Annotated in this window: 23 protein-coding genes; 9 read left to right on the top strand and 14 right to left on the bottom strand. The window is 64.5% G+C overall.

The features are described from left to right. The first annotated feature begins 10 nt into the window (after positions 1-10). From ACVWZM_RS30105 to ACVWZM_RS30120, 4 genes are read left to right on the top strand one after another with little or no spacing between them, the layout of a single operon-like run. Complete coding sequence (locus ACVWZM_RS30105; protein ID WP_076830743.1) at positions 11-616, top strand: VOC family protein; 606 nt, start codon at positions 11-13, stop codon at positions 614-616. A gap of 57 nt (positions 617-673) precedes the next feature. Further along, positions 674-1,324, top strand: a complete 651-nt coding sequence (locus tag ACVWZM_RS30110; protein ID WP_076830745.1) for an isochorismatase family cysteine hydrolase — start codon at positions 674-676, stop codon at positions 1,322-1,324. Next, positions 1,321-2,688, top strand: a complete 1,368-nt coding sequence (locus ACVWZM_RS30115; protein ID WP_076830748.1) for an epoxide hydrolase family protein — start codon at positions 1,321-1,323, stop codon at positions 2,686-2,688. The genes ACVWZM_RS30110 and ACVWZM_RS30115 overlap by 4 nt, the downstream gene beginning before the upstream one ends. A gap of 35 nt (positions 2,689-2,723) precedes the next feature. After that, complete coding sequence (locus ACVWZM_RS30120; RefSeq protein ID WP_057019283.1) at positions 2,724-3,017, top strand: putative quinol monooxygenase; 294 nt, start codon at positions 2,724-2,726, stop codon at positions 3,015-3,017. Between the two features lie 19 nt (positions 3,018-3,036). On the opposite strand, the gene ACVWZM_RS30125 is transcribed toward ACVWZM_RS30120, so the two are convergent. From ACVWZM_RS30125 to ACVWZM_RS30150, 6 genes are all read right to left on the bottom strand, one after another. Then, positions 3,037-3,225: a Rossmann-fold NAD(P)-binding domain-containing protein gene (locus tag ACVWZM_RS30125; protein ID WP_038386258.1), complete on the bottom strand. Its 189-nt coding sequence runs from the start codon at positions 3,223-3,225 to the stop codon at positions 3,037-3,039. Between the two features lie 107 nt (positions 3,226-3,332). Beyond that, positions 3,333-4,223 carry an MBL fold metallo-hydrolase gene (locus ACVWZM_RS30130; RefSeq protein WP_076830751.1) on the bottom strand — a complete coding sequence of 297 codons (891 nt, stop codon included), beginning with the start codon at positions 4,221-4,223 and terminating at the stop codon, positions 3,333-3,335. Between the two features lie 86 nt (positions 4,224-4,309). Beyond that, the gene (gene hisC / locus ACVWZM_RS30135) at positions 4,310-5,362 is read right to left on the bottom strand and encodes a histidinol-phosphate transaminase (RefSeq protein WP_456855499.1); all 1,053 of its coding nucleotides are present in this window, start codon (positions 5,360-5,362) and stop codon (positions 4,310-4,312) included. 103 nt (positions 5,363-5,465) lie between these two features. Continuing rightward, positions 5,466-6,320 carry an FAS1-like dehydratase domain-containing protein gene (locus ACVWZM_RS30140; RefSeq protein ID WP_057019285.1) on the bottom strand — a complete coding sequence of 285 codons (855 nt, stop codon included), beginning with the start codon at positions 6,318-6,320 and terminating at the stop codon, positions 5,466-5,468. A gap of 27 nt (positions 6,321-6,347) precedes the next feature. Then, complete coding sequence (locus tag ACVWZM_RS30145; RefSeq protein ID WP_057019286.1) at positions 6,348-7,448, bottom strand: CaiB/BaiF CoA transferase family protein; 1,101 nt, start codon at positions 7,446-7,448, stop codon at positions 6,348-6,350. Between the two features lie 11 nt (positions 7,449-7,459). Beyond that, positions 7,460-8,629, bottom strand: coding sequence for an acyl-CoA dehydrogenase family protein (locus ACVWZM_RS30150; RefSeq protein WP_076830754.1), 1,170 nt, complete (start codon positions 8,627-8,629; stop codon positions 7,460-7,462). Between the two features lie 152 nt (positions 8,630-8,781). Between ACVWZM_RS30150 and ACVWZM_RS30155 the strand changes: the two genes are divergently transcribed. Next, positions 8,782-9,705 (top strand): LysR substrate-binding domain-containing protein, encoded by a 924-nt coding sequence (locus ACVWZM_RS30155; protein WP_028334965.1) that lies wholly within the window; start codon positions 8,782-8,784, stop codon positions 9,703-9,705. Positions 9,706-9,816: 111 nt separating this feature from the next. Here ACVWZM_RS30155 and ACVWZM_RS30160 read toward each other — a convergent pair whose 3' ends face one another. Both ACVWZM_RS30160 and ACVWZM_RS30165 read right to left on the bottom strand, forming a co-directional pair. Continuing rightward, positions 9,817-10,410, bottom strand: coding sequence for a thiamine pyrophosphate-dependent enzyme (locus tag ACVWZM_RS30160; RefSeq protein WP_253589448.1), 594 nt, complete (start codon positions 10,408-10,410; stop codon positions 9,817-9,819). Continuing rightward, entirely contained in the window at positions 10,410-10,970 is a 561-nt protein-coding gene (locus ACVWZM_RS30165; protein WP_141341151.1) for a thiamine pyrophosphate-binding protein, read from the bottom strand. The genes ACVWZM_RS30160 and ACVWZM_RS30165 overlap by 1 nt, the downstream gene beginning before the upstream one ends. A 369-nt stretch (positions 10,971-11,339) precedes the next feature. Here ACVWZM_RS30165 and ACVWZM_RS30170 point away from each other — a divergent pair, with 369 nt between their 5' ends. After that, the gene (locus tag ACVWZM_RS30170; protein WP_141341152.1) at positions 11,340-13,058 is read left to right on the top strand and encodes an adenylate/guanylate cyclase domain-containing protein; all 1,719 of its coding nucleotides are present in this window, start codon (positions 11,340-11,342) and stop codon (positions 13,056-13,058) included. A 179-nt stretch (positions 13,059-13,237) separates the two neighbouring features. Next, positions 13,238-14,191: an ABC transporter substrate-binding protein gene (locus ACVWZM_RS30175; protein ID WP_057019326.1), complete on the top strand. Its 954-nt coding sequence runs from the start codon at positions 13,238-13,240 to the stop codon at positions 14,189-14,191. A gap of 83 nt (positions 14,192-14,274) precedes the next feature. Here ACVWZM_RS30175 and ACVWZM_RS30180 read toward each other — a convergent pair whose 3' ends face one another. Together ACVWZM_RS30180 and ACVWZM_RS30185 are read right to left on the bottom strand one after the other, a co-directional pair. Continuing rightward, positions 14,275-15,078 (bottom strand): isocitrate lyase/PEP mutase family protein, encoded by an 804-nt coding sequence (locus tag ACVWZM_RS30180; RefSeq protein WP_456855500.1) that lies wholly within the window; start codon positions 15,076-15,078, stop codon positions 14,275-14,277. A 69-nt stretch (positions 15,079-15,147) separates the two neighbouring features. Continuing rightward, positions 15,148-16,047, bottom strand: coding sequence for an alpha/beta fold hydrolase (locus tag ACVWZM_RS30185; protein WP_076830762.1), 900 nt, complete (start codon positions 16,045-16,047; stop codon positions 15,148-15,150). A gap of 106 nt (positions 16,048-16,153) precedes the next feature. On the opposite strand from ACVWZM_RS30185, the gene ACVWZM_RS30190 reads away from it, so the two are divergent. Next, a complete protein-coding gene (locus tag ACVWZM_RS30190) occupies positions 16,154-16,663 on the top strand; it encodes a MarR family winged helix-turn-helix transcriptional regulator (RefSeq protein ID WP_076830808.1) in 510 nt (169 codons plus the stop codon). A 239-nt stretch (positions 16,664-16,902) separates the two neighbouring features. Here ACVWZM_RS30190 and ACVWZM_RS30195 read toward each other — a convergent pair whose 3' ends face one another. Beyond that, complete coding sequence (locus ACVWZM_RS30195; RefSeq protein WP_456856795.1) at positions 16,903-17,685, bottom strand: class I SAM-dependent methyltransferase; 783 nt, start codon at positions 17,683-17,685, stop codon at positions 16,903-16,905. Positions 17,686-18,040: 355 nt separating this feature from the next. Between ACVWZM_RS30195 and ACVWZM_RS30200 the strand changes: the two genes are divergently transcribed. Further along, positions 18,041-18,280 (top strand): hypothetical protein, encoded by a 240-nt coding sequence (locus ACVWZM_RS30200; protein WP_456855501.1) that lies wholly within the window; start codon positions 18,041-18,043, stop codon positions 18,278-18,280. Between the two features lie 564 nt (positions 18,281-18,844). Here the strand turns inward: ACVWZM_RS30200 and ACVWZM_RS30205 are convergent. The 3 genes from ACVWZM_RS30205 to ACVWZM_RS30215 form a co-directional block, all read right to left on the bottom strand. After that, the gene (locus ACVWZM_RS30205) at positions 18,845-20,119 is read right to left on the bottom strand and encodes a cytochrome P450 (protein ID WP_076830764.1); all 1,275 of its coding nucleotides are present in this window, start codon (positions 20,117-20,119) and stop codon (positions 18,845-18,847) included. A gap of 30 nt (positions 20,120-20,149) precedes the next feature. Then, positions 20,150-21,421 carry a cytochrome P450 gene (locus tag ACVWZM_RS30210; protein ID WP_253589450.1) on the bottom strand — a complete coding sequence of 424 codons (1,272 nt, stop codon included), beginning with the start codon at positions 21,419-21,421 and terminating at the stop codon, positions 20,150-20,152. Between the two features lie 242 nt (positions 21,422-21,663). Next, positions 21,664-22,038 (bottom strand): hypothetical protein, encoded by a 375-nt coding sequence (locus ACVWZM_RS30215; RefSeq protein ID WP_076830813.1) that lies wholly within the window; start codon positions 22,036-22,038, stop codon positions 21,664-21,666. Positions 22,039-22,158: the final 120 nt, after the last annotated feature.

Consider the following 22,158-nt stretch of genomic DNA (forward strand, 5'->3'; position numbering starts at 1 on the left):
GGAGTGAGCCATGACCACCGAACCGGGGCCGACAGCGGCCAAAGTCGATTTGAAGCTCGAGGTCGTCGTCATCCCCGTCTCGGATGTCGATCGCGCCAAGCGCTTCTATCAGGACCTGGGCTGGCGGCTTGATGCCGACTTCGTCAGGCCCGACGGCTCGCGCGCCGTGCAGCTAACGCCGCCGGGTTCGCCGACGTCGATCCATCTCGGCTCGGGACCCGCGCTGCCGCGCTTCCTGATCGTCAATGATATCGAAGCGGCGCGCGCCGAGCTGATCGCGCGTGGCGCCGATGTCAGCGAGGTGTTTCACCGCGGCGCGGAAGGCCGCATCAAGGGGCCGGACCCGGAGCGGCCGAGTTACGGGTCGCTCGCCACGTTCAACGATCCCGACGGAAACGTCTGGCTGCTGCAGCAGGTGACGCAACGCCTGCCCGGGCGATTCGACGGCAACAGTACGAATTTCTCCTCATCGGCTGATCTTGCTGCCGCGCTGCGCCGCGCGGCTATGGCCCATGGCGAGCACGAGAAGCGAACCGGCGGCCACGATGCGAACTGGCCCGATTGGTACGCCGAGTACATGGTCCGCGAACAGGCCGGCAAGCCGCTGCCCGAGTGAACGGAGCTCGTCATTGAAGCAAATCCAACCGGCCGCCTGATAGCCAAGGAGCGATCGATGTCCCAGATCACCTATCCACGCGAGCGGACCGCGCTGCTCCTCGTCGATCCTTACAATGATTTCCTCTCTGAGGGCGGCATGGTCTTTCCGCGCATCAAGCCTATCGCCGACGAGGTCGGGCTGCTCGACAATCTGCGCCAGCTCGACGGCGCGGTCCGGGCCGCCGGCATCCAGGTGGTGATCGTCCCGCACCGTCGCTGGGAGCCGGGCGATTATGAGGATTGGGATCATCCCAATCCGACTCAACGCTTGATCATGCAGCGCCATAGCTTTGCGCGCGGCGAATGGGGCGGGGAATGGCATCCGGACCTTGCGCCCAAGCCTGGCGACCTGATCGCCCAAGAGCATTGGGGGCAGAGCGGGTTCGCCAACACCAATCTCGATTTCCTGCTGGAGCAGAAGGGCGTCACGCATGTGATCGTGGTCGGGCTGCTGGCCAACACCTGCATCGAATCGACCGCCCGCTTCGCAATGGAGCTCGGCTACCACGTGACGCTGGTGCGCGATGCCACCGCCGCCTTCTCGCACGACATGATGCACGCCGCTCACGAGCTGAATGGCCCGACCTACGCCCATTCCATCCTGACAACCAAGGAGGCGATCGCGGCGTTGCCGGCGGCCTCTCATTCCAAGGAGACTGTCAAATGAGCGCGCCATCGAAGACGCCCGTTGCAATTGCGATAAGCCAATCGACCCAGGAAGCGATCGACCAGGACCGGCGCAGGCTGCTGACGGGCGCGGCGTTGGGCCTGGCTGCTGCCGGTGCTGCCAGCCTGTTCCCCGCGCATCCCGCCGCAGCGGCCACCAGCGATGCGATCCGCCCGTTCCGCGTCGACATTCCCGAGGAAGACCTTGTCGATCTTCGCCGCCGTTTGGCCGCAACCCGATGGTCCGACAAGGAAACCGTCAATGACGACTCCCAGGGCGTCCCGCAGGCGATGCTGCGCGATCTCGTCCGCTACTGGCAGACCGACTACGACTGGCGGAAGGTGGAGGCGCGGCTCAACGCCCTGCCGCAGTTCATCACCGAAATCGACGGGGTGGACATTCACTTCATTCACGTCCGCTCGAAACATGACAATGCGCTGCCGCTGATCGTCACGCATGGCTGGCCGGGTTCGGTCATCGAGCAGATGAAGATCATCGACCCGCTGACCAATCCCACCGCGCATGGCGGCAGTGCGTCGGACGCGTTCCATCTCGTGATCCCGTCGATGCCGGGCTACGGCTTCTCCGGCAAGCCGACCACGGTCGGCTGGGATCCCCAGCGCATCGCACGGGCCTGGGTGCAATTGATGAAACGGCTCGGTTACAGCAAGTTCGTGGCGCAGGGCGGTGACTGGGGTTCGCCGGTCTCCAATGAGATGGCCAAGCTTGGTGCGCCGGAGCTGCTCGGCATCCACGTCAATCTGCCCGGTGTCGTTCCGCCCGAGGTCTTCAAGGCGGTCATCACCGGCGGCCCTGCGCCGGACAATATGTCGGCGGAGGAGCAGCACGCCTTCGACCAGATCAAGCTTCAATTCGCGAAACGGCGGGCCTACGCGCAGATCATGGGCACGCGCCCGCAGACGCTTGCGGCCTTTGCGGATTCGCCGGCCGGCCTCGCCGCCTGGCTGCTCGATCACGGCGACGGCTATGCCCAGCCGGCCTCCGCGATGCAATCAGCTGTGCTCGGGCGCGAGGTCAACGGGCATTCCGCCGGCGCACTGACCCGCGACGACGTGCTCGACAACATCACGCTCTACTGGCTGACCAACACGGCGATCTCTTCGGGCCGCCTGTACTGGGAAAACAAGACCAACCTTTATCTGCCTGCCAATGTCGCGATCCCCGCCGCGGTGACCGCATTTCCCGGCGAGAGCTTCGTGGCGCCGCGGAGCTGGGCGGAGAAGGCCTATCACAAGCTGATCTACTTCCATCAGGCTGAAGCCGGCGGCCACTTCGCCGCATGGGAGCAGCCCGACATCTTCAGCAGGGAAATTCGCGACGCGTTTCGGCCGCTCCGCAGCTGATCTGAACGTGCAAAAGAACCGAAGGCGGATTCGTCATGTCGAAACTTGCACCGATCGCCACCGTCGAGGTGGCGCCGGAGAAGCGCGATCACGCGCTGTCGCTGCTGTCAGCGCATGGCGCCCGGTCGCTCAGGGATGAACCGGGCACACTGAATTTTGAGATCCTGGTGCCGCGCGAGGATGCCGCCAAGCTCTTGATCTACGAGGTCTATCAGGATGACGCCGCGTTCGAGGCGCACCGCAATGCGCGGTCGATCGCGCAGTTCCGCGAGGAGAGCGCAGGGCTCGGCATCAAGATATCAGCGATGCGGTGCACGCCTGCCGCCTAGGGAGCTGCCGCGAGCGGCGTCACGCCTTGAGGCAGGCGCCGCGCTCGGACAAAACCTTCTCGGCCTTCGGCGTCAGCTCGTAGAGGTCGCCGTCCTTGGCGACGTATCCCTCCCTGATGAGCCGGTCGACTTCGCCTTGCACGTCGTCAGCGAAGGCAATGGATTGGGCGATGTCGCAGAGAACCGCGACCTGTTCATCTCTAAGCATGGCGTCCTCCGTCAGGGCGGGGAACGCGCAAGCCGGCATTCGGTTCCAAGGGGCCGGATGATACACCCGGCTTTCACCCGGTGAGCTGTGGCTCCGGGTGTTGCATCTTACCCATGCCGCGCATCGAGTACCGGCGCGTAGCCACCGCCGTCCCGACGAACATGAGCACAGCGCGGGCCGCGGAAGTGGGCGGGTATGACGAGGCGGCCGCTGTCCGCAGCCTCTGCCAGGATCTTCGTCCTCGTCTCGCGCGCGAGCTGCGGGTCGGCACAGGATGATGTCGACAGATCGGGCTGGAAGATCTGCACCGGATTGTGCACGGCATCGCCGCAAAAGATCGCGCGATGTTGTGCGTAGTCTACCATCAGCCCCATCTGGCCGCTGGTGTGGCCCGGCAGCGGGACCAGCCGCAGGCCCGGTCCCAACTGATGGCCATCGTCGACCAGATCGACACGGCCTGCCTCGACGATCGGGATGACGCTCTGCTCCAGGGCGCGGGCGTGGATCGGCGGGGCACGCCCGGCATCATGCTGTGTCATCCAGTCGGCAAGCTCGCGGCGGCCGAACAGATACCGCGCGTTAGGAAAGGTCGGCTGCCAGCGGCCGTTGTCCTGGCGCGTATTCCAGCCGACGTGATCGACATGCAGATGGGTGCAGAATACGACGTCGATGCCGGCCGGGTCGATGCCGCTCGCGCGCAGCCGATCAAGGAAGCCGCTGCCGCGCCGCCGATGCCAGGCCGGAATCTCGGGGATGTCCTTGTGCTCGCCGATGCAAGCGTCGATCAGCAGCGTTCGGCCGCCGGTTCGCACCACAAAACTCTGGATCGCGTGTTTCGCGACGCCCCGGGCGAGGTCGATGAACACCGGCTCCAGCGTGGCACGATGCGCTTCGATCAAGCCGCGATCGTATCCGGGCAGGAATTCGGCGAGCGGAAGGCCGAAATCGTCGTCGTCGACGATGACGTCGACGGTTGCGTCGCCGATCGCAAATCGCATGACCGCTCCTTCCCGGAGAACCGTGCATCCCAACGCGCGGTCACTATGCAGGGTGGCGCCGTCGATCGCAAGTTGGTGAACGGCTATCAGGCCATGCCGCGCAGCAGGCCGATCAGGCGGCCGCACTCATCGTCGGTGCCGACCGTGATGCGCAAAAAGTCCTCGATCCGCGGCTTCTGGAAATGCCGCACCAGCACGCCGCGCTCGCGCAACCTCGCGGCGAGATCGGCGCCGCGATGGCTGGGATGGCGGGCGAACACGAAATTCGCCTGCGACGGCAGCACCTCGAACCCCAGCTCAATGAGGCTGCGGACCAGCGCCTCTCTGCTCCTGATGATGCGTTGCCGCGTCTCCTCGAACCACGCCTCGTCCTCGATGGCGGCGACCGCGCCGGCGATCGCGAAGCAGTCCAGCGGATAGGAGTTGAAGCTGTCCTTGACGCGCTCCAGCGCCTCGATCAGCGGGCGTTGGCCGATGGCGAAGCCGACGCGCAAGCCGGCCAGCGCGCGCGATTTGGAGAGCGTCTGGATGACGAGCAGATTGTCGCGGCGCGCGACCAGCGGCACGGCGCTCTCGGCGCCGAAGTCGACATAGGCCTCGTCGACCACCACGAGCCGGTCGGGATGCTCGGCGAGCAGCGCCTCGATCGCGGCGCGCGGCAGCGCGGTGCCGGTCGGTGCGTTGGGGTTGCACAGCAGGATTGCGCTGCCGGGCCGCCGGTAGTCGGCAAGCTGCACGCGCATCGCGGCGTCGAGCGGCACTTGCTCGCAGCTGACGCCATAGAGGCGGCAATAGACCGGGTAGAAGCTGTAGGTGATGTCGGGAAACAGCAGCGGCGCGTCGTGCTTCAGCAGCGCCGGGAAAGCGTGGGCCAGCACCTCGTCCGAGCCATTGCCGACGAACACCTCGTCCGCCGTGACGCCGTAACGCCTCGCGATCGCCTCGCGCAGCGCGGTTGCGCCCGGATCAGGATAGAGCCGCAGGCGATCCGTGTTCGCTGTGATCGCCGCCACCGCGCGCGGCGACGGCGGGTAGGGGTTTTCGTTGGTATTGAGCTTGATGAGGCCGTCGATCTTCGGCTGCTCGCCGGGCACGTATGGCGACAGATTGTGGACGACCGAACTCCAGAAGCGACTCATGATCTGCGATCCAGGGATGAACGCGATCACAATAAGGAATACGAGGCGCTGATGAAAGCGCCTCTTTATTCCCTCGCGTTATGACAGGCGTCGTGCTCGCGCGTTACCAGGTCGCCGTGCCCTTCATGGTCGGCTGGCCCTCGGCATTCGCGGTCCACAGCTCCATGCCGCCGTCCTTGTCGCTGGCATTGATCGAGAACTCGCTGCCCTCGAACAGCGGCTGCACGCCGCGATAGGCGAGCTTCTTCGGCGGCTTGCCGCCGCGCAGCTTGGCGGCGAACTCGACGATGAAGGAAGCCTGCAGCGGGCCGTGGAAGATCAGGCCAGGATAGCCCTCGACCTTGGTGACGTAGTCGCGGTCGTAATGAATGCGATGGCCGTTGAAAGTCAGCGCCGAATAGCGGAACAAGAGCACCGGGTCGGAGACGTGGCTCTCGCGATGCTGCGCGACCGGTGGAGGCGGCGGCTCCTTGGCGGGCGCAGCGCCCTGCGTGCTCGTCATCTCGCGATAGACGATGTCTTGCCGCTCGCGCACCGCAAGCCCGCGCGAGGTCGTTACCTCGTGATTGACCGAGACGAAGCACAGCGTGCCGGTCGAGCCCGATTTGACCGTGACGTCGACGATCTTCGAGGTGCGTTTGGCCTCATCGCCGATGCGCAAGCTGTCGAAGAATTCGAGCTCGCCGCCGGCCCACATCCGGCGCGGCAGCGGCACCGGCGGCAGGAAGCCGCCGCGGGTCGGGTGGCCGTCGGGGCCGAGCTGCGACATCGGAAACACCGGCTGCGCCAGGCACCAATGCGTGGTCCACGGCGCGGCGTCACCGGCCTTCGGCTCGCCGATCTCCTGGAACAGCGTCGCGCGCAGCCCCATCACGAGATATTTGGTGACGACGTCGGAGGCCTCCGTGGTCTTGCCGATCCATTGGCGGAGATGATCGAGGTCGAGTTTGTCGCTCATGATTGTGTTGCCCGGGCAGGAGGGATTTCAGGAACGTCTGGTGCGCTCGCCGATCGCGGGCACCTTGCCGTAGTGCCTGTCCTCGCCGACCACGATCGCGGCCGGCGCCGGATAGCTGACCTTGCCGTTCGGCGTGTCGACCTCGACGCGGCGCAGATGCGGATGTTTCGCGAGGTCGTCCATGCTGTTGACCTCGGCAAAGGCGATGTCGGCCTCGGCAAGCTTCGCCAGCAACTCCTCGCGCGTCAGCTTGCCGAAGCTGTCGCTGACGATCTGGTCGGTAACGGCGCGGTTGCGCACGCGCTCGACCATATTGGCAAAGCGCGGATCGTCGGGCAGGCCGGGCTGGCCCAGCACCTTGGCGCACAGCGTCTTCCACTCGCGCTCGCTCTGGATCGAGATCAGGATCTCCTTGCCGTCCTTCGAGCGGAACACGCCGTAGGGCGCGATCGAGGGATGGGCGAGGCCGATCCGCTTTGGCGACTTGCCGTCCTCGGCATTGAGCAGCGGCACGGTGAGCCAGTCGGCCATCACGTCGAACATCGAGATCCGGATGTCGGCACCGTCTCCGGTGCGACCGCGGCCGATCAGCGCCTCGAGGATCGCGGCATGCGCGGTGGCGCCGGTTGCGACATCGACGATCGACATGCCGACGCGCGAGGCGCCTTCCGGGCCGCCGGTGATCGAGGCAAGGCCGCTCTCGGCCTGGATCAACAGGTCATAGGCCTTGCGGTCGGCATAGGGGCCAGTGTCGCCATAGCCCGTGATCGTGCACATGATCAGCTTCGGATAATCCTTGCGCAGCCGCTCGCGCGAGAAGCCGAGCTTGTCCATCGAGCCCGGTTTGAGGTTCTGCAGCAGCACGTCGGCACCGGCGATCAGCTCTTCCAGCTGCGCGCGGCCTTCCTTGGTGGCGAGGTCGACCACGGCGGAATCCTTGCCGCGGTTGAGCCAGACGAAATAGCTGCTCTGGCCCTTCGCCGCGGCGTCGTAGCCGCGGGCGAAATCGCCCTCGGGCCGCTCGATCTTGATGACATGGGCGCCGGCGTCGGCGAGGCGTGACGAGCAGAACGGCGCGGCAACCGCCTGTTCGACGGCGATGACGGTCAATCCCTCAAGCGGCAGCATGATCAAGCAACTCAGTAGGAGCGGGGCATGCCGAGCACGTGCTCGGCGACGTAGGACAGGATCAGATTGGTCGAGATCGGCGCCACCTGATAGAGCCGGGTCTCGCGGAACTTGCGCTCGACGTCGTATTCCTCGGCAAAGCCGAAGCCGCCATGGGTCTGCACGCAGGCGTTGGCCGCTTCCCAGGACGCGTCGGCCGCCAGCATCTTGGCCATGTTGGCCTCGGCGCCGCAGTCGAGACCGGCTTCATATTTGCGGGTGGCTTCCTTCACCATCAATTCGGCCGCGCGCATCGAGGCATAGGCCTTGGCGACCGGGAACTGGATGCCTTGATTCTGCCCGATCGGCCGCCCGAACACGCTGCGCTCCTTGGCGTAGTTGGTCGCCTTGGCGATGAACCACTTCGCGTCGCCGACGCACTCGGCGGCGATCAGGATGCGCTCGGCATTCATGCCGGAGAGGATGTAGCGAAAACCCTTGCCTTCCTCGCCGATCAGATTCTCCGCCGGCACCTTCATGTCGGTGAAGAACACTTCGGTCGTGGCGTGGTTCATCATGGTGCGGATCGGGCGGATCTCCAGCCCCTTGCCCTTCACCTCGCGCATATCGACGATAAACACCGAGAGACCGTCGGTGCGCTTCTTCGACTGCTCCTTCGGCGTGGTGCGCGCCAGCAGGACCATCAGGTCGGAATATTCGGCGCGGCTGGTCCAGATCTTCTGGCCGTTGACGACGTAATGGTCGCCCTCGCGGCGCGCGAAGGTTTTCAGCGACGAGGTATCGGTGCCGCTGGTCGGCTCGGTGACGCCGAACGCCTGCAGCCGCAACTCGCCGGTCGCGACCTTCGGCAGATACTTGGCCTTTTGCGCGTCATTGCCGTGCCGCAGCACGGTGCCCATCGTGTACATCTGAGCGTGGCAGCCGCCACCATTGCAGCCGGCGCGCTGGATCTCTTCCAGGATCGCCGCCGCCGCCGACAGCTTCAGGCCGGCGCCGCCATATTCCTCGGGGATCAGCACCGAGAGATAGCCGGCCTCCGTCAGCGCATCGACGAACTCTTTCGGATAGGCCATCTGGCGATCGAGCTTGCGCCAGTATTCGCCTGGAAACTGCGCGCAGAGTTTTGCCACCGCATCGCGGATGTCGGAATGGTCGTCGATGTGTTGTTCGTGTGCGGTCATTGTTTCGTCTTGCCGAGAGGTTGCGCCAGAGCGTGTTCGAGCGAGGTGGAAATCGGTTCGCGTGAAGAAAACGCCCGCAGTTGTGGGGCCCCGGTAAACTCCCTATGCTGTTTTGTTATAGCGTATGAACCTGCCTTCCAGGATTGGCAAGTATGGATTTCCGCCAGCTTAGGACCTTTGCGTGTGTCGCGGAACTCGGGAGCCTGAGCAAGGCATCCGATACCTTGCGGGTCGCGCAGCCGGCGCTGAGCCGGCAGATCAAGCTGCTGGAACACGAACTGCGCACCGAATTGTTCACGCGCAACGGTCGCGGCATGGTGCTGACCGATGCCGGCCGGCTGCTGCTGGCGCGCACCAGCGGTATCGTGCGGCAGATCGACCAGATCCGCGACGACATCCAGTCCGCCGGCGGTGCACCGTCCGGGCGCGTCGTGCTCGGGCTGGTGCCGACGGTGAGTTGCGTGCTGTCGGCGCGGCTGGCGCGGCGCACGGTGGAGCGCTATCCCGGCATCTCGCTCTGCATCGTCGAGAGCTACAGCGGCCATCTGATCGAGTGGCTGCATCGCGGCGAGATGGACCTTGCCGTGATCTATGGCCCGTCGGTCGATCTGCATCTGGCGGTGCAGAGCCTCGGCCGCGACAGCATCGTCGCGGTCGGCCCGCGCGGCAGCGGGCTGAAGCCGAAGAAGCAAGTCGACTTCGGCTGGCTGATGCGCCAGCGCCTGGTGCTGCCAAGTCATTCGCACGGCCTCCGTGCGCTGCTCGAACATGCCGCGGCCAAGAAGAAGATCGATCTCGACGTCAAGCTCGAGGCGGATTCGTTTCGCGTGCTGACCAGCCTGGTCGAGGAGGGGCTCGGATATACCTTGCTGCCGCCGTCCTCGGTGCGCGCCGAGGTGGCGGAGGGTCGGCTCGAGACCGCCGCCATCGCGCGGCCGGCGCCGCGGCGCGAGCTGACCCTGGCCTCGCCGGTCGAGCATCCCGGCTCAAACGCGATGACGCTGATCGCGAAGCTGTTGCGCGATGAGGTCGCTGCGCTGCGCGCCGAGGGGCTCTGGGATATCCAGCTCGCCTGAGTTCCGTCATTGCGAGGAGCGATAGCGACGAAGCAATCCATCCGTCCGCGAATGCTGCGCGATGGATTGCTTCGCTTCGCTCGCAATGACGGGGTCGCACGCATTCTGCTCTCAGCTCACCTTGAAGCCGAGATGGCCGCGGAAGCGGTTCTTCAGGTAGGTGCCGTCGCGCGGCGGCAGCGCGCGCTCGACCTCGCCGGCGGCGATGCGGATGCGCGCCAGCCGCGGGCCGCCGCCGAGATCGCGCAGGCTGGTGCGGAATTTCTCAATACCGGCCATGTCGGCGATCTCACAGACATTGCCGATGCCCGCGCCATCAGCGATCACCTCGAGCCTGGCGCCGAGGCCGGAGTGACTCGGCTGCATGCCCGTCTCGCCGAAATGGCCGTTGTCGAGCACCGCGATCGAGAGATTGCCGGGCTGCTTGGTCGCGATCGTCAGCAGGCTGCCGATCCCCATCAGCTGCTCGCCGTCGCCGGTGATCACGAGCACCGGGCGCTTCGGCTGCGCCAGCGCGAGGCCGAGCCCGACCATCGCCGCGCCGCCCATCGCGCCCCACAGATAGAAATTGCCGGGATGCTCGCCGGCGTCGAACACGTCGTAGGAGGAGGAGCCGAGCCCGGAGATCACGAGCAGCTCGCCGCGGTCGGCAAGCAGCGCCTTCACGGCGGCGCGGCGATCGAGAGTGCCTGTTGATGCCGACATCAGTGCGTCTCCCTGGTCCACTTCTTGCGGCCGATCATCCGCTGCGAGATCAGCACCGCGACCTGCTGGTCGCCGTCATAGGCGAGCGAGGCGGCGGCCGAGATCACCTCCTCGGCATCATCGGGGTTCTCCAGCCGCAGCACGGTGGTGCCCATGATCTCGAACGCCTGCGGCGTCGCCCGGCCCATCGGGATCTGCCAGGGATTGAATTCGGCCCATTCGCCGCGCATCGTCACCAAGGTGAGCAGCGGGAAACGGCAGCTCGCCATCAGTGACAGCATGTTGACGCAATTGCCGACGCCGCTCGATTGCATCAACAGCACCGCGCGATCGCCGCCGAGCCAGGCGCCGGCCGAAAGGGCCACGCCCTCTTCCTCTGTCGTCAGCACCGTGGTCTTGATGTCGGTATCGGCGTGCGACAGCTTGATCAGCTTGGAATGTCCCGCATCGGGAACGTAGGACACCTGTGCCACGCCAAAGCTCTTCAGCGTGCGGTAGATCGCAACCGGCCAGTCCCGGCTGGTCGCGCTGTCCTGGTGAACGGCAATCTGGTCCATCATGGCCTCGGCGGTGGCGTTTTCGAACGAACCGGGTACCGGTTCGCGAAGAAAAACGCGTCAATACAAGGGACGCGCATGGGCGCGTCCTCACACCGCTGGCTTTAAGCCAGGTCAGGGGTTTATTCTCTTCGCATCTGGCTCGCCCAGCTATGCCGGAATTTTATAGGGCCCAAGGTTTTGCAGGGCCGACGCAAGCGAAATGGCGGCCGGAGCCGGCTGCGTCCTTTGGTCGGGTCGAACGACAGCCCCATTACGGCCTAAAACGACGCTCTATGCTAGAAGACGCCGGTTGGCGGCAGCGCCAGGCTTCATTTTCAAGGCTTCATTTCGACATATCGATATATCCGTCGCATTTTCAGGGATCAGGGCATGATTGTCCGAGATCGGTTTCGCGGCCTCTTCCCAAAGTATTTTCTCGCACTGTTTCTGGCCGTCGCGCTTCCGCTCGTGATCAACGGGTCGATCGAAGCCTGGTTCGGTTACCGCGATCAGCGCGCAAGGCTGGACCAGTTGCTCGGTGTTCAGGCGGCTTCCGCGGCCGCTGAAATTCATAACTTCATCTCCGACATTGCAAGCCAGCTCGGCTGGCTGGTCCAGCTTCCCTGGACCGACGAGGTCGATGAGGGACGCCGAACCGATGCGTTGCGTCTGTTTCGTCAAGCGCCGGCCGTCGTCAGCCTGACACTCATCGACAACAATGGGTTGGAGCGTCTCTACGTCTCACGGGTCGGCCTCAATCGAATTGAAAGTCGTATCGACCGATCGGCTGAACCTGCGCTGGTCGGCGCCCACGCACGCCAGGTTTGGTTCAGCGATGTCAGCTACAACAGAGGCTCAGAGCCGTATTTGACTATTGCGCTCGTGGGTAACCGATCCGCGGTCGGCGCAGTCATCGCCGAAGTCAATCTCAAGCTGATCTGGGATGTCGTATCGGCGATCAAGGTGGGAGAGACGGGCCTCGCCTTCGTGCTGGACCGGCCGGGCCGCCTCATTGCCCATCCCGACATCAGCCTCGTCCTCCGGGGGCTGGAAGAAACAACCTCCCAGCCGTTTCGCACCATACGCGACGCGATCGGCCCGGGAGCGGGCTTTGCAACGGGCCGCGACGGACAGGGACGTCCGGTTGCTGCCCGCGCGGCTCCGGTGGCGGGTCCCGATTGGACCGTCGTCGTGGCGCAGCCGCTCTCCGAGGCTTACGCCCCGATCTATGCCGCGTTGCGACGGACCACAGTGCTTCTCGCAGGCAGCACCGTATTTGCAGGGCTGCTCGCCTATGCATTCGCGCACCGGATGACCGAGCCGATCAGGCTGCTCGAGGAGGGGACGGAGCGGATCGGCGCCGGATCGTTCGAGCACCGCATTTCGATCCAGACCGGGGACGAATTTCAGCGCCTGGCAAGCAGCTTCAACAGGATGGCCGGCGAGCTCGCGCTGGCGCAGCAGCACCAGGAGCGGATCGCGAAGCTCAAGCGGTTTCTCGCGCCTCAAGTCGCCGATCTCGTCGATCGTGCCGGCGATGACAGCGTGCTGGATGGCCGCCGCACCGACGTCGTCGTTGTGTTCTGTGACTTGCGCGGGTTCACCGCGTTTTCCGCGGGCGTCGCTCCCGAGGAAGTCATGAGCGTGCTGTCCGAATATTATGAGGTTCTGGGCAGGGTCATTGCGCGGTTCGAAGCAACCCTCATCAGCTTCTCGGGAGACGGGTTGATGGTGCTGGTGAACGCACCCGTGCCGGTCGAGGAGCCGGCGCTGAGAGCCGTCGACCTTGCGACCGAAATGCAGAAGCACGTGCAAGGCTTGATCGGCGGCTGGCGGTCGCGGGGCTACCAGGTTGGCTTTGGAATAGGGCTTGCCAGTGGATCGGCGACGGTTGGGCGGATCGGCTACGAAGACCGGCTCGATTACACGGCCATCGGCAGTGTCGTGAATCTCGCCGCCCGCCTGTGCGCATCTGCCGCAGATCGGGAAATCCTGATGGACGCAGGGACCGCCGCAAGCGTCAGAGGCAAGCGCTCCCTGGAGGATATCGGGAGTCGCCAAATCAAGGGCTTCGATGACGCCATTCCGGTGTTCGGAATATCTTCTTGATGTGTGTTGGCCGATGCCGGCCGGAGCGGTTCGGTGCAGTCCATTGGCGACTGGTTTCGGATCGTGGGATATACTTCCGCCGACGGCGAACGCCAGCGGGTCGATAGAGCATGAGTTGCGCTCATTCTCGTGCAGCAGCATCCCACGGACGCGGCAGCCGGCGCGAGGTCCTGTTGTTGATGGCTGCCGCCGCGGCCTGGACCACATCCTCGCGGGCGCAGAAGCCGTCGATGCCTGTGATCGGCTATCTTTGTCCGGAATCGCCGGAGTTGTTTGGCAGCCGGCTGAAGGCTTTCCACCAGGGACTTCGTGAAGCCGGCTTTGTCGAGGGCCGCGACGTTGCGATCGAATATCGATGGGCCAATGGGCAATATGCCCGGTTACCTGCACTGGCCGGCGAATTGATCGCGCGCGACGTCGATGTGGTGGTTGCGCCTGGCGGCGCCCCCGTCGCGCTTGCCGCCAAAGCTGCCGGCGTCACCAAGACGATCGTTTTCGAGATGGGCGGCGACCCCGTTCAGCTGGGTGTGGTGGACAGCCTGTCGCGGCCGGGAGGCAACATCACGGGAATCTCGAGCCTGAGCGTCGACGTGTCGCCGAAGCGGCTCGAGTTGATGCACGAACTTCTGCCGGCGGCGAAAACGTTGGGGGTCGTGACCAACCCGACAAGTCCAACCGCCAGCTCGCAACTGCAGAAGCTTCAGGCCGCTGCCGAAACTTTAGGGGTCCATCTGCAGATATCGAGGGCAAGCAAGGAAGAGGAGTTCGAAGCCGTATTTGCTTCCGTAGAGAGAGATTCGACAAACGCGCTTGTTTTCACCTCCGATCCCTATTTTGCATTTCGCAGCCGGCGATTGGCCGATCTCGCACTGAAGTATCGTGTTCCCGCAATTACGCAGACCCGGGATTTCCCGACAGCCGGAGGCTTGATGAGCTATGGCGGAGATTTCGTGCAGTCGCATCGACGCGCGGGCGTCTATGCCGGCCGGGTTCTGAAGGGTGAGAAGCCTGCCGATCTTCCGGTCCAGCTGGTCACCAAGGTCGAGTTCGTCATCAACCTGAAGACCGCCAAGCTGCTCGGCCACGAGTTCTCTGCTTCAGTCGTCAGCGGCGCAGACGAAGTGATCGAGTGACTAATTCGTTCAAGAACCCGGTAGTCCGGCCGGCACGGACTGAACGGTCCGGCCGGACCGTGACATCGCGTGCGCTCACGTGCTCAACTGCCGGGCTGTAGAAACGCGCCGTATTGCTTGCTCGTGGCGACCGCGGCGGCCGCCTGTCCGATGACACGCATTGCCGCCATCATCGGCCACGGCCCAAGGCTCATCCTGCGAACACCGGCGCGGGCGAGCTCCCCGATTTCGGGCACGCCCTGCGTCACCATGATGTTGACGGGCAGGGGCGTCAGCTGAACCAACCTCTCGATCAGCATGAGGTCGGTGAGCCCCGGTACAAAAATTCCATCAGCGCCGGCATCGGCATAGACCTTCGCACGTCGCGCCGCCTCATCCAGACATTGCTCGGGCGAGCCGAACTTCAGCAGAAACGGATCGGTTCGCGCATTGATGAAGAGGTGAACGCCGAGTCTCTGCGCGGCGTCCCGCACCGCCCTGATCTTCGCGGCATGCTGCTCCGGAGTGGCGAGCTGCCGCTTTCCGCCAACAAGCCCGTCCTCGATATTGATGCCGATCGCGCCGGCCTTCAGGATCCTTGCCGCCGAATGCGCGGCGGCATCCGGCGTGTCGCCATAACCCGCCTCCAGATCGATCGACACCGGAACCGTCACCGACGCGGTCATCCGCGAGACCAGGCCTTCCACGATGTCGAGCGGGGCATTTTCGCCGTCGGCGTAGCCGAGCGCGGATGCGACCGCGCCGCTGCTGGTCGCCACCGCCGGCGAGGCCTTCGCGATCGCCTTGGCGGTGGCGACGTCCCAGGCGTTGAACAGGACGAGCGGATCGCCCTGCTTGTGAAGTCGGTGAAACGCTTCGGCGTAGTGCTGCTGTGTCGTGGCGTCCATTGCGCGCACTCCTGGTCAGAGAATTCGAAGGATGGTGTGGCTGACGCGGCCGCAGGTGGTGGCGTCCGTTCAGTCGGCGGCGTGCGTTGTGAACCAGTCCATGATCAGACCTGTGACCTCGGCCTCACGCTCGAGGTGCGGGAAGTGGCCGACATCGGGCAGGACGATGCGCCGATGTGGTCCCTTGAAGAGCGGCTCTTCCTTGATCGAATACCGCGCCGTCGGATCGTTGCCGCCATAGATTGTCAGCGTCGGTGTATGCATGTCGTTGATCGGTAGCCGGCCCGCAACTCCCGCATCGACCAGGCCATTGTAGTATTTCAGCGCCGCCTTCATGGTGCCGGGAGAGCTGAGCGTCTCCTTGACCGAACGGAGATGCTCGTCGTTCTGCAGGGTCGGCGACCACAGCTTCCAAAGGTAGTCGACGAAGGGAAGTCCCTCGATGTTGACCGCCGAGTGAGCGCCAGGCACCGTGAAGAAATAGACATGGAAAACCGATCGAACGGCATCGGGATCGCTCCGGAGGCTTGTGATTGTGATCGGGTGCGCGGTGTTCATGACCACCGCGGCCTTGATCGCCGACGGCGCCGTAGCTAGCGCCTGGAAGGTTGACGTACCGCCCCAATCCATGCCGACGACGTAGGCCCGTCCGTCTTCGCTCAGCGCCGCGATCAACGCTTCGAGATCCTGGCCCAGCGCGATCGGATCGAAAATGCCGTCGGCCGGAATCTCCGTCGGCGCATAGCCGCGCAGGAACGGCGCGACCGCGCGATAGCCGGAATCCGCGAACACCTGCAGCTGCTTTCGGTACGACCAGGCATTGTCGGGAAAGCCGTGCATGAACATGACGAGCGGTCCGCTGCCTTGTTCGAGATAGGCAAATCGCACGCCGTTGGCCTGCACGTATTTCAGGGCGGGTTCGCTGCCGGCGGCGTCACGCGTTGCCAGTGCGGTGCTTCGGGTCGTCATCGCTGCTCTCCATTTGTGTCGTCGTTGCGCTCCCGGGCAAATGTGTGCGCAGCGCACATATATGGTCAAGTTGTTTTTTGTGCGCAGCGCACATATTATTCCCGGCATGGAACACGGAATCGCTAATCTGCTGGGCGCGCTGTCGCTCGCTGTCATGGATCGTATCGAGCAAGGCGCGCGCGAGGTCGTCGGTCGCGGCGGCGAAACGCCCGCGGCGCTGATCGTCATCGGCTATGGCCAGGGCATGACCAACGACAAGCTGAGGCGGATCCTTGGCCTGTCGCACTCCGGAACGGTCCGCCTGGTCGATCGGCTGGTTTCGGATCGGCTTGTCGAACGCCGGGCGGGCAAGGACGGCCGCGAAGTCGCCTTGCACCTGACGGCATCGGGCGCTGCGTCCCGGAATGAACTGCTGGCGTCGCGGATTTCAGCCGTGACGTCGCTGCTCGACGTGCTGTCGGTCGCTGAGCGGAAGCAGCTCGCAACGCTGATCCGCGAGCTGCTGGCAAGGCAGGACACATCCGAGATGGATCGCTTCACGATCTGCCGGATGTGCGACGACCGGGTCTGCACCAATTGCCCGTTGCCGACCAGCAAGGGTCAGCACGCGCGCTAGAGAGGTTACTTTGAATCGAGCGGCCAACTCCGCTCACCTCGCCCCGCGTGCGGGGAGAGGTCGGAACGCATCGCTAGATGCGTTCCGGGTGAGGGGGAGTTTCCGCAAACACAGCTATCACCGCTTATGCGGAGAGTGCCCCTCACCCCAACGCTCTCCCCGTAAGAACGGGGAGAGGGAGCGCGGTGCCATCGCGGCCGCTATTCGACCTCATCTCCTCACGCTCCAGCAGCTTGCCGTCAGCGCGCGTTCTTGCCCGCCATGAACACGTACATGTCCCAGAAAGTCTCGGGATGATCGACCTCGAAGCGGTGCCACTGATCGAGATTGGTCTCGTCGGCCGTGCCCTGAAACTGCTTGCGGAATCGGTCGAGGACCGCCGGATCGTCAAACGGCTCGAACCCCTCGAACGACAGGCCATGCTCGTTCAGGAATGCCGCGATCGCCGGAATCGTCAGGCGGTGTTCCATGACGTTGAACAGCAGATCGCGGCAGCCGCTCATGCTGTAGAAATCCTTGGCGCCGATCAGCGGCTTCCATTTGTCGGCTTCGCGGAAGATGTCCTGCCGGCAACGTCTGATGTCGCCGGCGGTGGCGCGATAATTGCGCGCCGCGATGCGATCGCGGGCCTCGACGATGACGCGGCGCGCCAGATCGCTGTAGAGCCCGATGCGCATCGTGCCGCCCGGCCGCAGCAGCGAGACCAGCACGCGCCAGCCGGCCAAGGGGTCGGCAAGATGATGCAGCACGCCGACCGACTCGATGCTGTCGAAGGTGCGATCGATCGAGGCCAATTCCAGGATGTCCGCTTGCGCATACTCGATGTTGCGCAAGCCGAGCTCCCGCGTCTTGCGGCGCGCATAGGCAAGGCTGGTCCTGCTGATGTCGACCGCGAGCAGGCGGGCGTTGGGATAGACCTGCGCGATCTGGATCGCGTGCGAGCCGGTGCCGCAGCCGGCAATCAGGATATCCCGTTCGGCTCGCTGGTCCGCGGTTGCGACGGTCCCTTCCCCGCGCCCGATCGGCCGCGAAGGCCGTCAACGGGTTGACGGTCCAGCGCGGATAGGGATTTTCCTCGTATTGGCGCATCACCTCGACGGATATGTCGTTCGTGATCGGAGTGAGCGCTGCAATAGCGCTGCGCTCTTCGATCTCCTCGCGCGGCTCGCGAAGCTGCACCCGCAACAGGCCGGCGACGGCCGCGGGCCAATCCCGGCGCAGCAGCGCGTCCGCCGTCGGCAAGGCATGAAGCGGGAAGTAAGCGGCGACAGCGGCGAGCGTGAGCGGCGCGATCGCAGCGCCTGATGCCAGGTCCTGCAGCAACCGGTCGCGCAGCGCGCCCGCGTCTTCGCTCTCCGCCCCGGTCTGCGCATAGACATGTTCGTTGATGAAGCATTGCCGGGCGAGCGCGCAGGCAAAGGCTACGATATCGTCGTCGACGTCATCCTGATCCGGCTTGCTCGCGAGCCGCAACAGCTCGGCCCGCGCATATCCGAACAGCACCTCAAGCCGCATGCTCGCCAGCGTGGTGGTTTCCATCGCGCAGCGCAGGAACAGGTCGTTCGCGAGCGGGGCGACACCCTCGCTGCCGAACAATTCGACGCTTGTGACCGGTAGCGGCCACTTGCTTGCAATCCGCCCGGCATAGGTGGTGACGGTCGGGCTCTGCAGGATGAAGCCGACCGCCTTCGCGTCCATGCCGAGCGCCAGCGCCTTGCTGAAATGCGCGGCCGCCTTGCTGCGATTGCCCATTGCCTGGTAGGAGTTGCCGGCGTTGTAATGGCAGGCGGCATTGACCTCGTCCGAGGCAATCGCCTTGGTGAACATCTTTGCTGCAGCCCGGTGATCGCCGGCAGCCTGCGCCATCAGGCCGAGAAGATTGAGGCTCTGCACATGGCCAGGATCGCGCGCGAGAAGCTGCCGGCAGATCTCCTGCGCTTCGTTGAAGCGTCGCATCCCGTAGAAGCGGCTGGCCTCAGCGGCGAGGCCGCCAATGCTGACACCCGTGGAACCGAAGGCAGGTGCGTTTTTGCTGGACGCGTCCCGTTGCTTCCCGGCCGCACGCCGCTCTTTTCGGTTCATGTTCCGTCAACTGGCCCGAGCTGCAAGACGCGGTGCATCAACTACCACGCCCGGGAAGACATAGGGCCGATCGTCTTTGTGGCCAAGGACAATCTGGCTTCAGCCCGGGATCCGCACCGGCAGGTTCTCGATGCCGCGGACGAAGCTGGAATAGACCCGCTTCGGCTCACCGACCACCTCGATGCGGTCGAAGCGCTTCAGCATCTCTTCCCAGACGATCCGAAGCTGCAGCTCGGCGAGCCGCATGCCGACGCAGCGGTGGATGCCGAAGCCGAACGACAGGTGGATGCGCGGCCGCGGGCGGTCGATGATGAACTCGTTCGGACGATCGATCACCTCGTCGTCGCGGTTGCCGGAGACATACCACATCACGACGCGGTCGCCCTTCCTGATCGTCTTGCCGCCGATCTCGGTGTCGACAAGCGCGGTGCGCCGCATATGCGCCAGCGGCGTCTGCCAGCGGATCACCTCCGGCACCATGGTGTCGATCAGTGCGGGATTCTCCTTCAGCTTCCTGAACTGGTCGGGATGCTCGTGCAGCGCCAGCACCGAGCCGCTCATGGTGTTGCGCGTGGTGTCGTTGCCGCCGACGATGAGCAGGATGATGTTGCCCATCAGATTGTCGGGGTCCATGTGCCGCGTGGCGTCGCTATGCGCCATCATCGACAAAAGGTCGTTGCGCGGCGGGGCGTTGACGCGCTCGTTCCAGAGCTTCGAGAAATAGGCGTAGCACTCGTCCATCTCCTGCCGCCGCTGCTCCGGCGAGTTGACGATGCCGCTCTTCGGCAGCGCGGTGGAGACGTCGGACCAGCGCGTCAGCTTGCGCCGCTCCTCCCAGGGGAAGTCGAACAGCGTCGCCAGCATCTGGGTGGTCAATTCGATCGAGACGCGCTCGACGAAGTTGAAGGTCTCGTTGCGCGGCAGATTGTCGAGCACGCTGGCCGAGCGCTGCCGGATCAGCTTTGCAAGCTCGTCGAGATGCGTGGGTGTGAACATCGGCGACACGGTCTTGCGCTGATGGGCGTGCCTCGGCTGGTCCATCGCGATGAAGCTCGGATAGTCGTAGCCGGGCGGCACATCGCGGATCGAGATGCCGCCGAGCGTGGAGTCCGAGGAGAAGATGCCGTGGCTGGTGTCGACATGCATGATGTCGTTGTACTTCACCACCGACCAATACGGTTCGATCGGCGCATTGGTGCAGTAGTGCACCGGCTCTTCCTTGCGCAGCCGCTCGAACCACGGCCACAGCGTGTCGTTCTGGAACAGCTTTGGCGCGCCGGGATGAAAATCCTTGAGCGGTGTCGAATACGCTTCCTCGCGGGCCTGGCGCAGCAACTCGGCCCGGTCGGCACGGATGGCGGTCTGGACGTTCATGTTTCTTGATCCCGGTTGGCTCGCGACGCGTCAGGCGGCGATGCGCACTGGCAGCGTCTCGTAGCCCTTGATGAAGCTGGAATACACCCGCTGCGGCTCCTCCACCACCTCGATGGTGTCGAAGCGCTTGAGGATCTCCTCCCAGATGATCTTGAGCTGCAGCTCGGCGAGCCGTAGGCCGACGCAGCGGTGGATGCCGAAGCCGAACGAGATGTGGGTGCGCGGCCGGGCGCGGTCGATCAGGAACTCGTAGGGCTTCTCGATCGCTTCCTCGTCGCGGTTGCCCGAGACGTACCACATCACCACCTTGTCGCCCTTCTTGATCTGGCGTCCGCGGAACTCGTAGTCGGCGAGCGCGGTGCGCCGCATATGGGCGAGCGGCGTCTGCCAGCGGATCACCTCGGGCACGAAGCTGTCGATCAGCGCCGGGTTCTCCCGCAGCTTGCGGTACTGCTCCGGATGCTTGCTCAGCGCATAGATGCTGCCGGACAGCGTGTTGCGCGTGGTATCGTTGCCGCCGACGATCAGCAGGATCAGATTGCCGAGGAAGTTCTTCGGGTCCATGTTCCGCGTGGCGTCGCTGTGCGCCATCATCGAGAGTAGATCGCTCTTCGGCGGCTGGCTCGCGCGCTCCTTCCACAGCCTTGCGAAATAGCTCGCGCATTCCATCAGCTCGGCCTGCCGCTCGTCTTCGGTGGCGACGAGGCCGCCGGCGCCGGGCAGGGTGGTCGCGACGTCGGACCAGCGCGTCAGCTTGCGGCGGTCTTCCCAGGGGAAGTCGAACAGCACCGCGAGCATCTGGGTCGTCAGCTCGATCGAGACCTTGTCGACCCAGTCGAACACCTCGCCGCGCGGCAGATTGTCGAGGCACTCGGTCGAGCGCTTGCGGATGTTGGTGGCGAGCTCGTCGAGGTGCGTCGGCGTGAACATCGGCGCCACGGTCTTGCGCTGCGCCGAATGGCGCGGCTGGTCCATCGCGATGAAGCTTTCGCGGCGAAGATCCGGCGGCACGTCGCGGATGGTGATGCCGCCGAGCGAGGCGGCCGAGGAGAACACCGAGTGGTTGGTCTCGATGTCCATGATGTCGTTGTAGCGGGTGATCGACCAGTACGGACCGAACATCGAGTCCTTGCAGTAGTGCACCGGGTCCTCGCGGCGCAGCCGGTCGAAATACGGCCAGAAGGTATCGGTCTTGAACAGCTCGGGATTGCCGGGATCGTAGTCCGAAAGCGCAAGCGAATTGGCGCGTTCGCGTGCGGCGTCCAGATTCGTGTTGTCGACGAGATCGATGGTCCCGTGCATGAGCGGCTCCTCAACCGTTTGAGCTGCCGGGGCATGGCCGGCGCGGCATGTTTTACCGAATTACATTCTCATTCCGCGGTTTGCGCAAGGGCTCTCGACGCGCATTTGGCCGCATTGATGTCAGGCCAAAGCGGCCGAATCCGGGCTTTTCCGGTGGGGAAGGGACCGCGGCCGCGACCACGCCCGTTTGAAACGGCGTTTGATTTGGCCGGGCGGCGGCGTGCGAACGGTGCCGGCGCCGTTTATTGACTGCCGGTCTTCTCGCCGGCGGGCTTTTCGCAGGGGTAGGTGTCCTGCATCCCCCACAGCAGCAGGAGAGCGATCACCATCTCACCTTTCGCCGACCGCTTGTCGGCGGACTTGAGCATGATCTCTTCGGTCTGCTCGCTGCTCAGTGCGAGGTCGTCGGGCATGCAGAACAACAATTGGCCGCCATGCCGTTTCAGCCAGGCATTGGACGCCATCAGGCCGCCCCTGACGCCGTCGAGGTACATGTGATTGAAGATACGCAAATTCTCACTCTTTGGATTGCGATAGGAATCCAGCCGCACGTCGACGGCAGCGGCCGGAGCTGCCGTGAGCGCCAGAAGGCATGCCGACAAGATCCATCTGGTCATCGCTGCGATTTCCTCGCTTTGCGGCGGCGGCTTCGCCTCCATCGCCTGATCGTTAAGTATGTCATTGCCGCCCTGGGGTTCGACGCCGGCCGTTGATCGAGGACTGCGCGCTTTCCGGCA

It is taken from the genome of Bradyrhizobium sp. USDA 4501 (genome assembly GCF_054062115.1).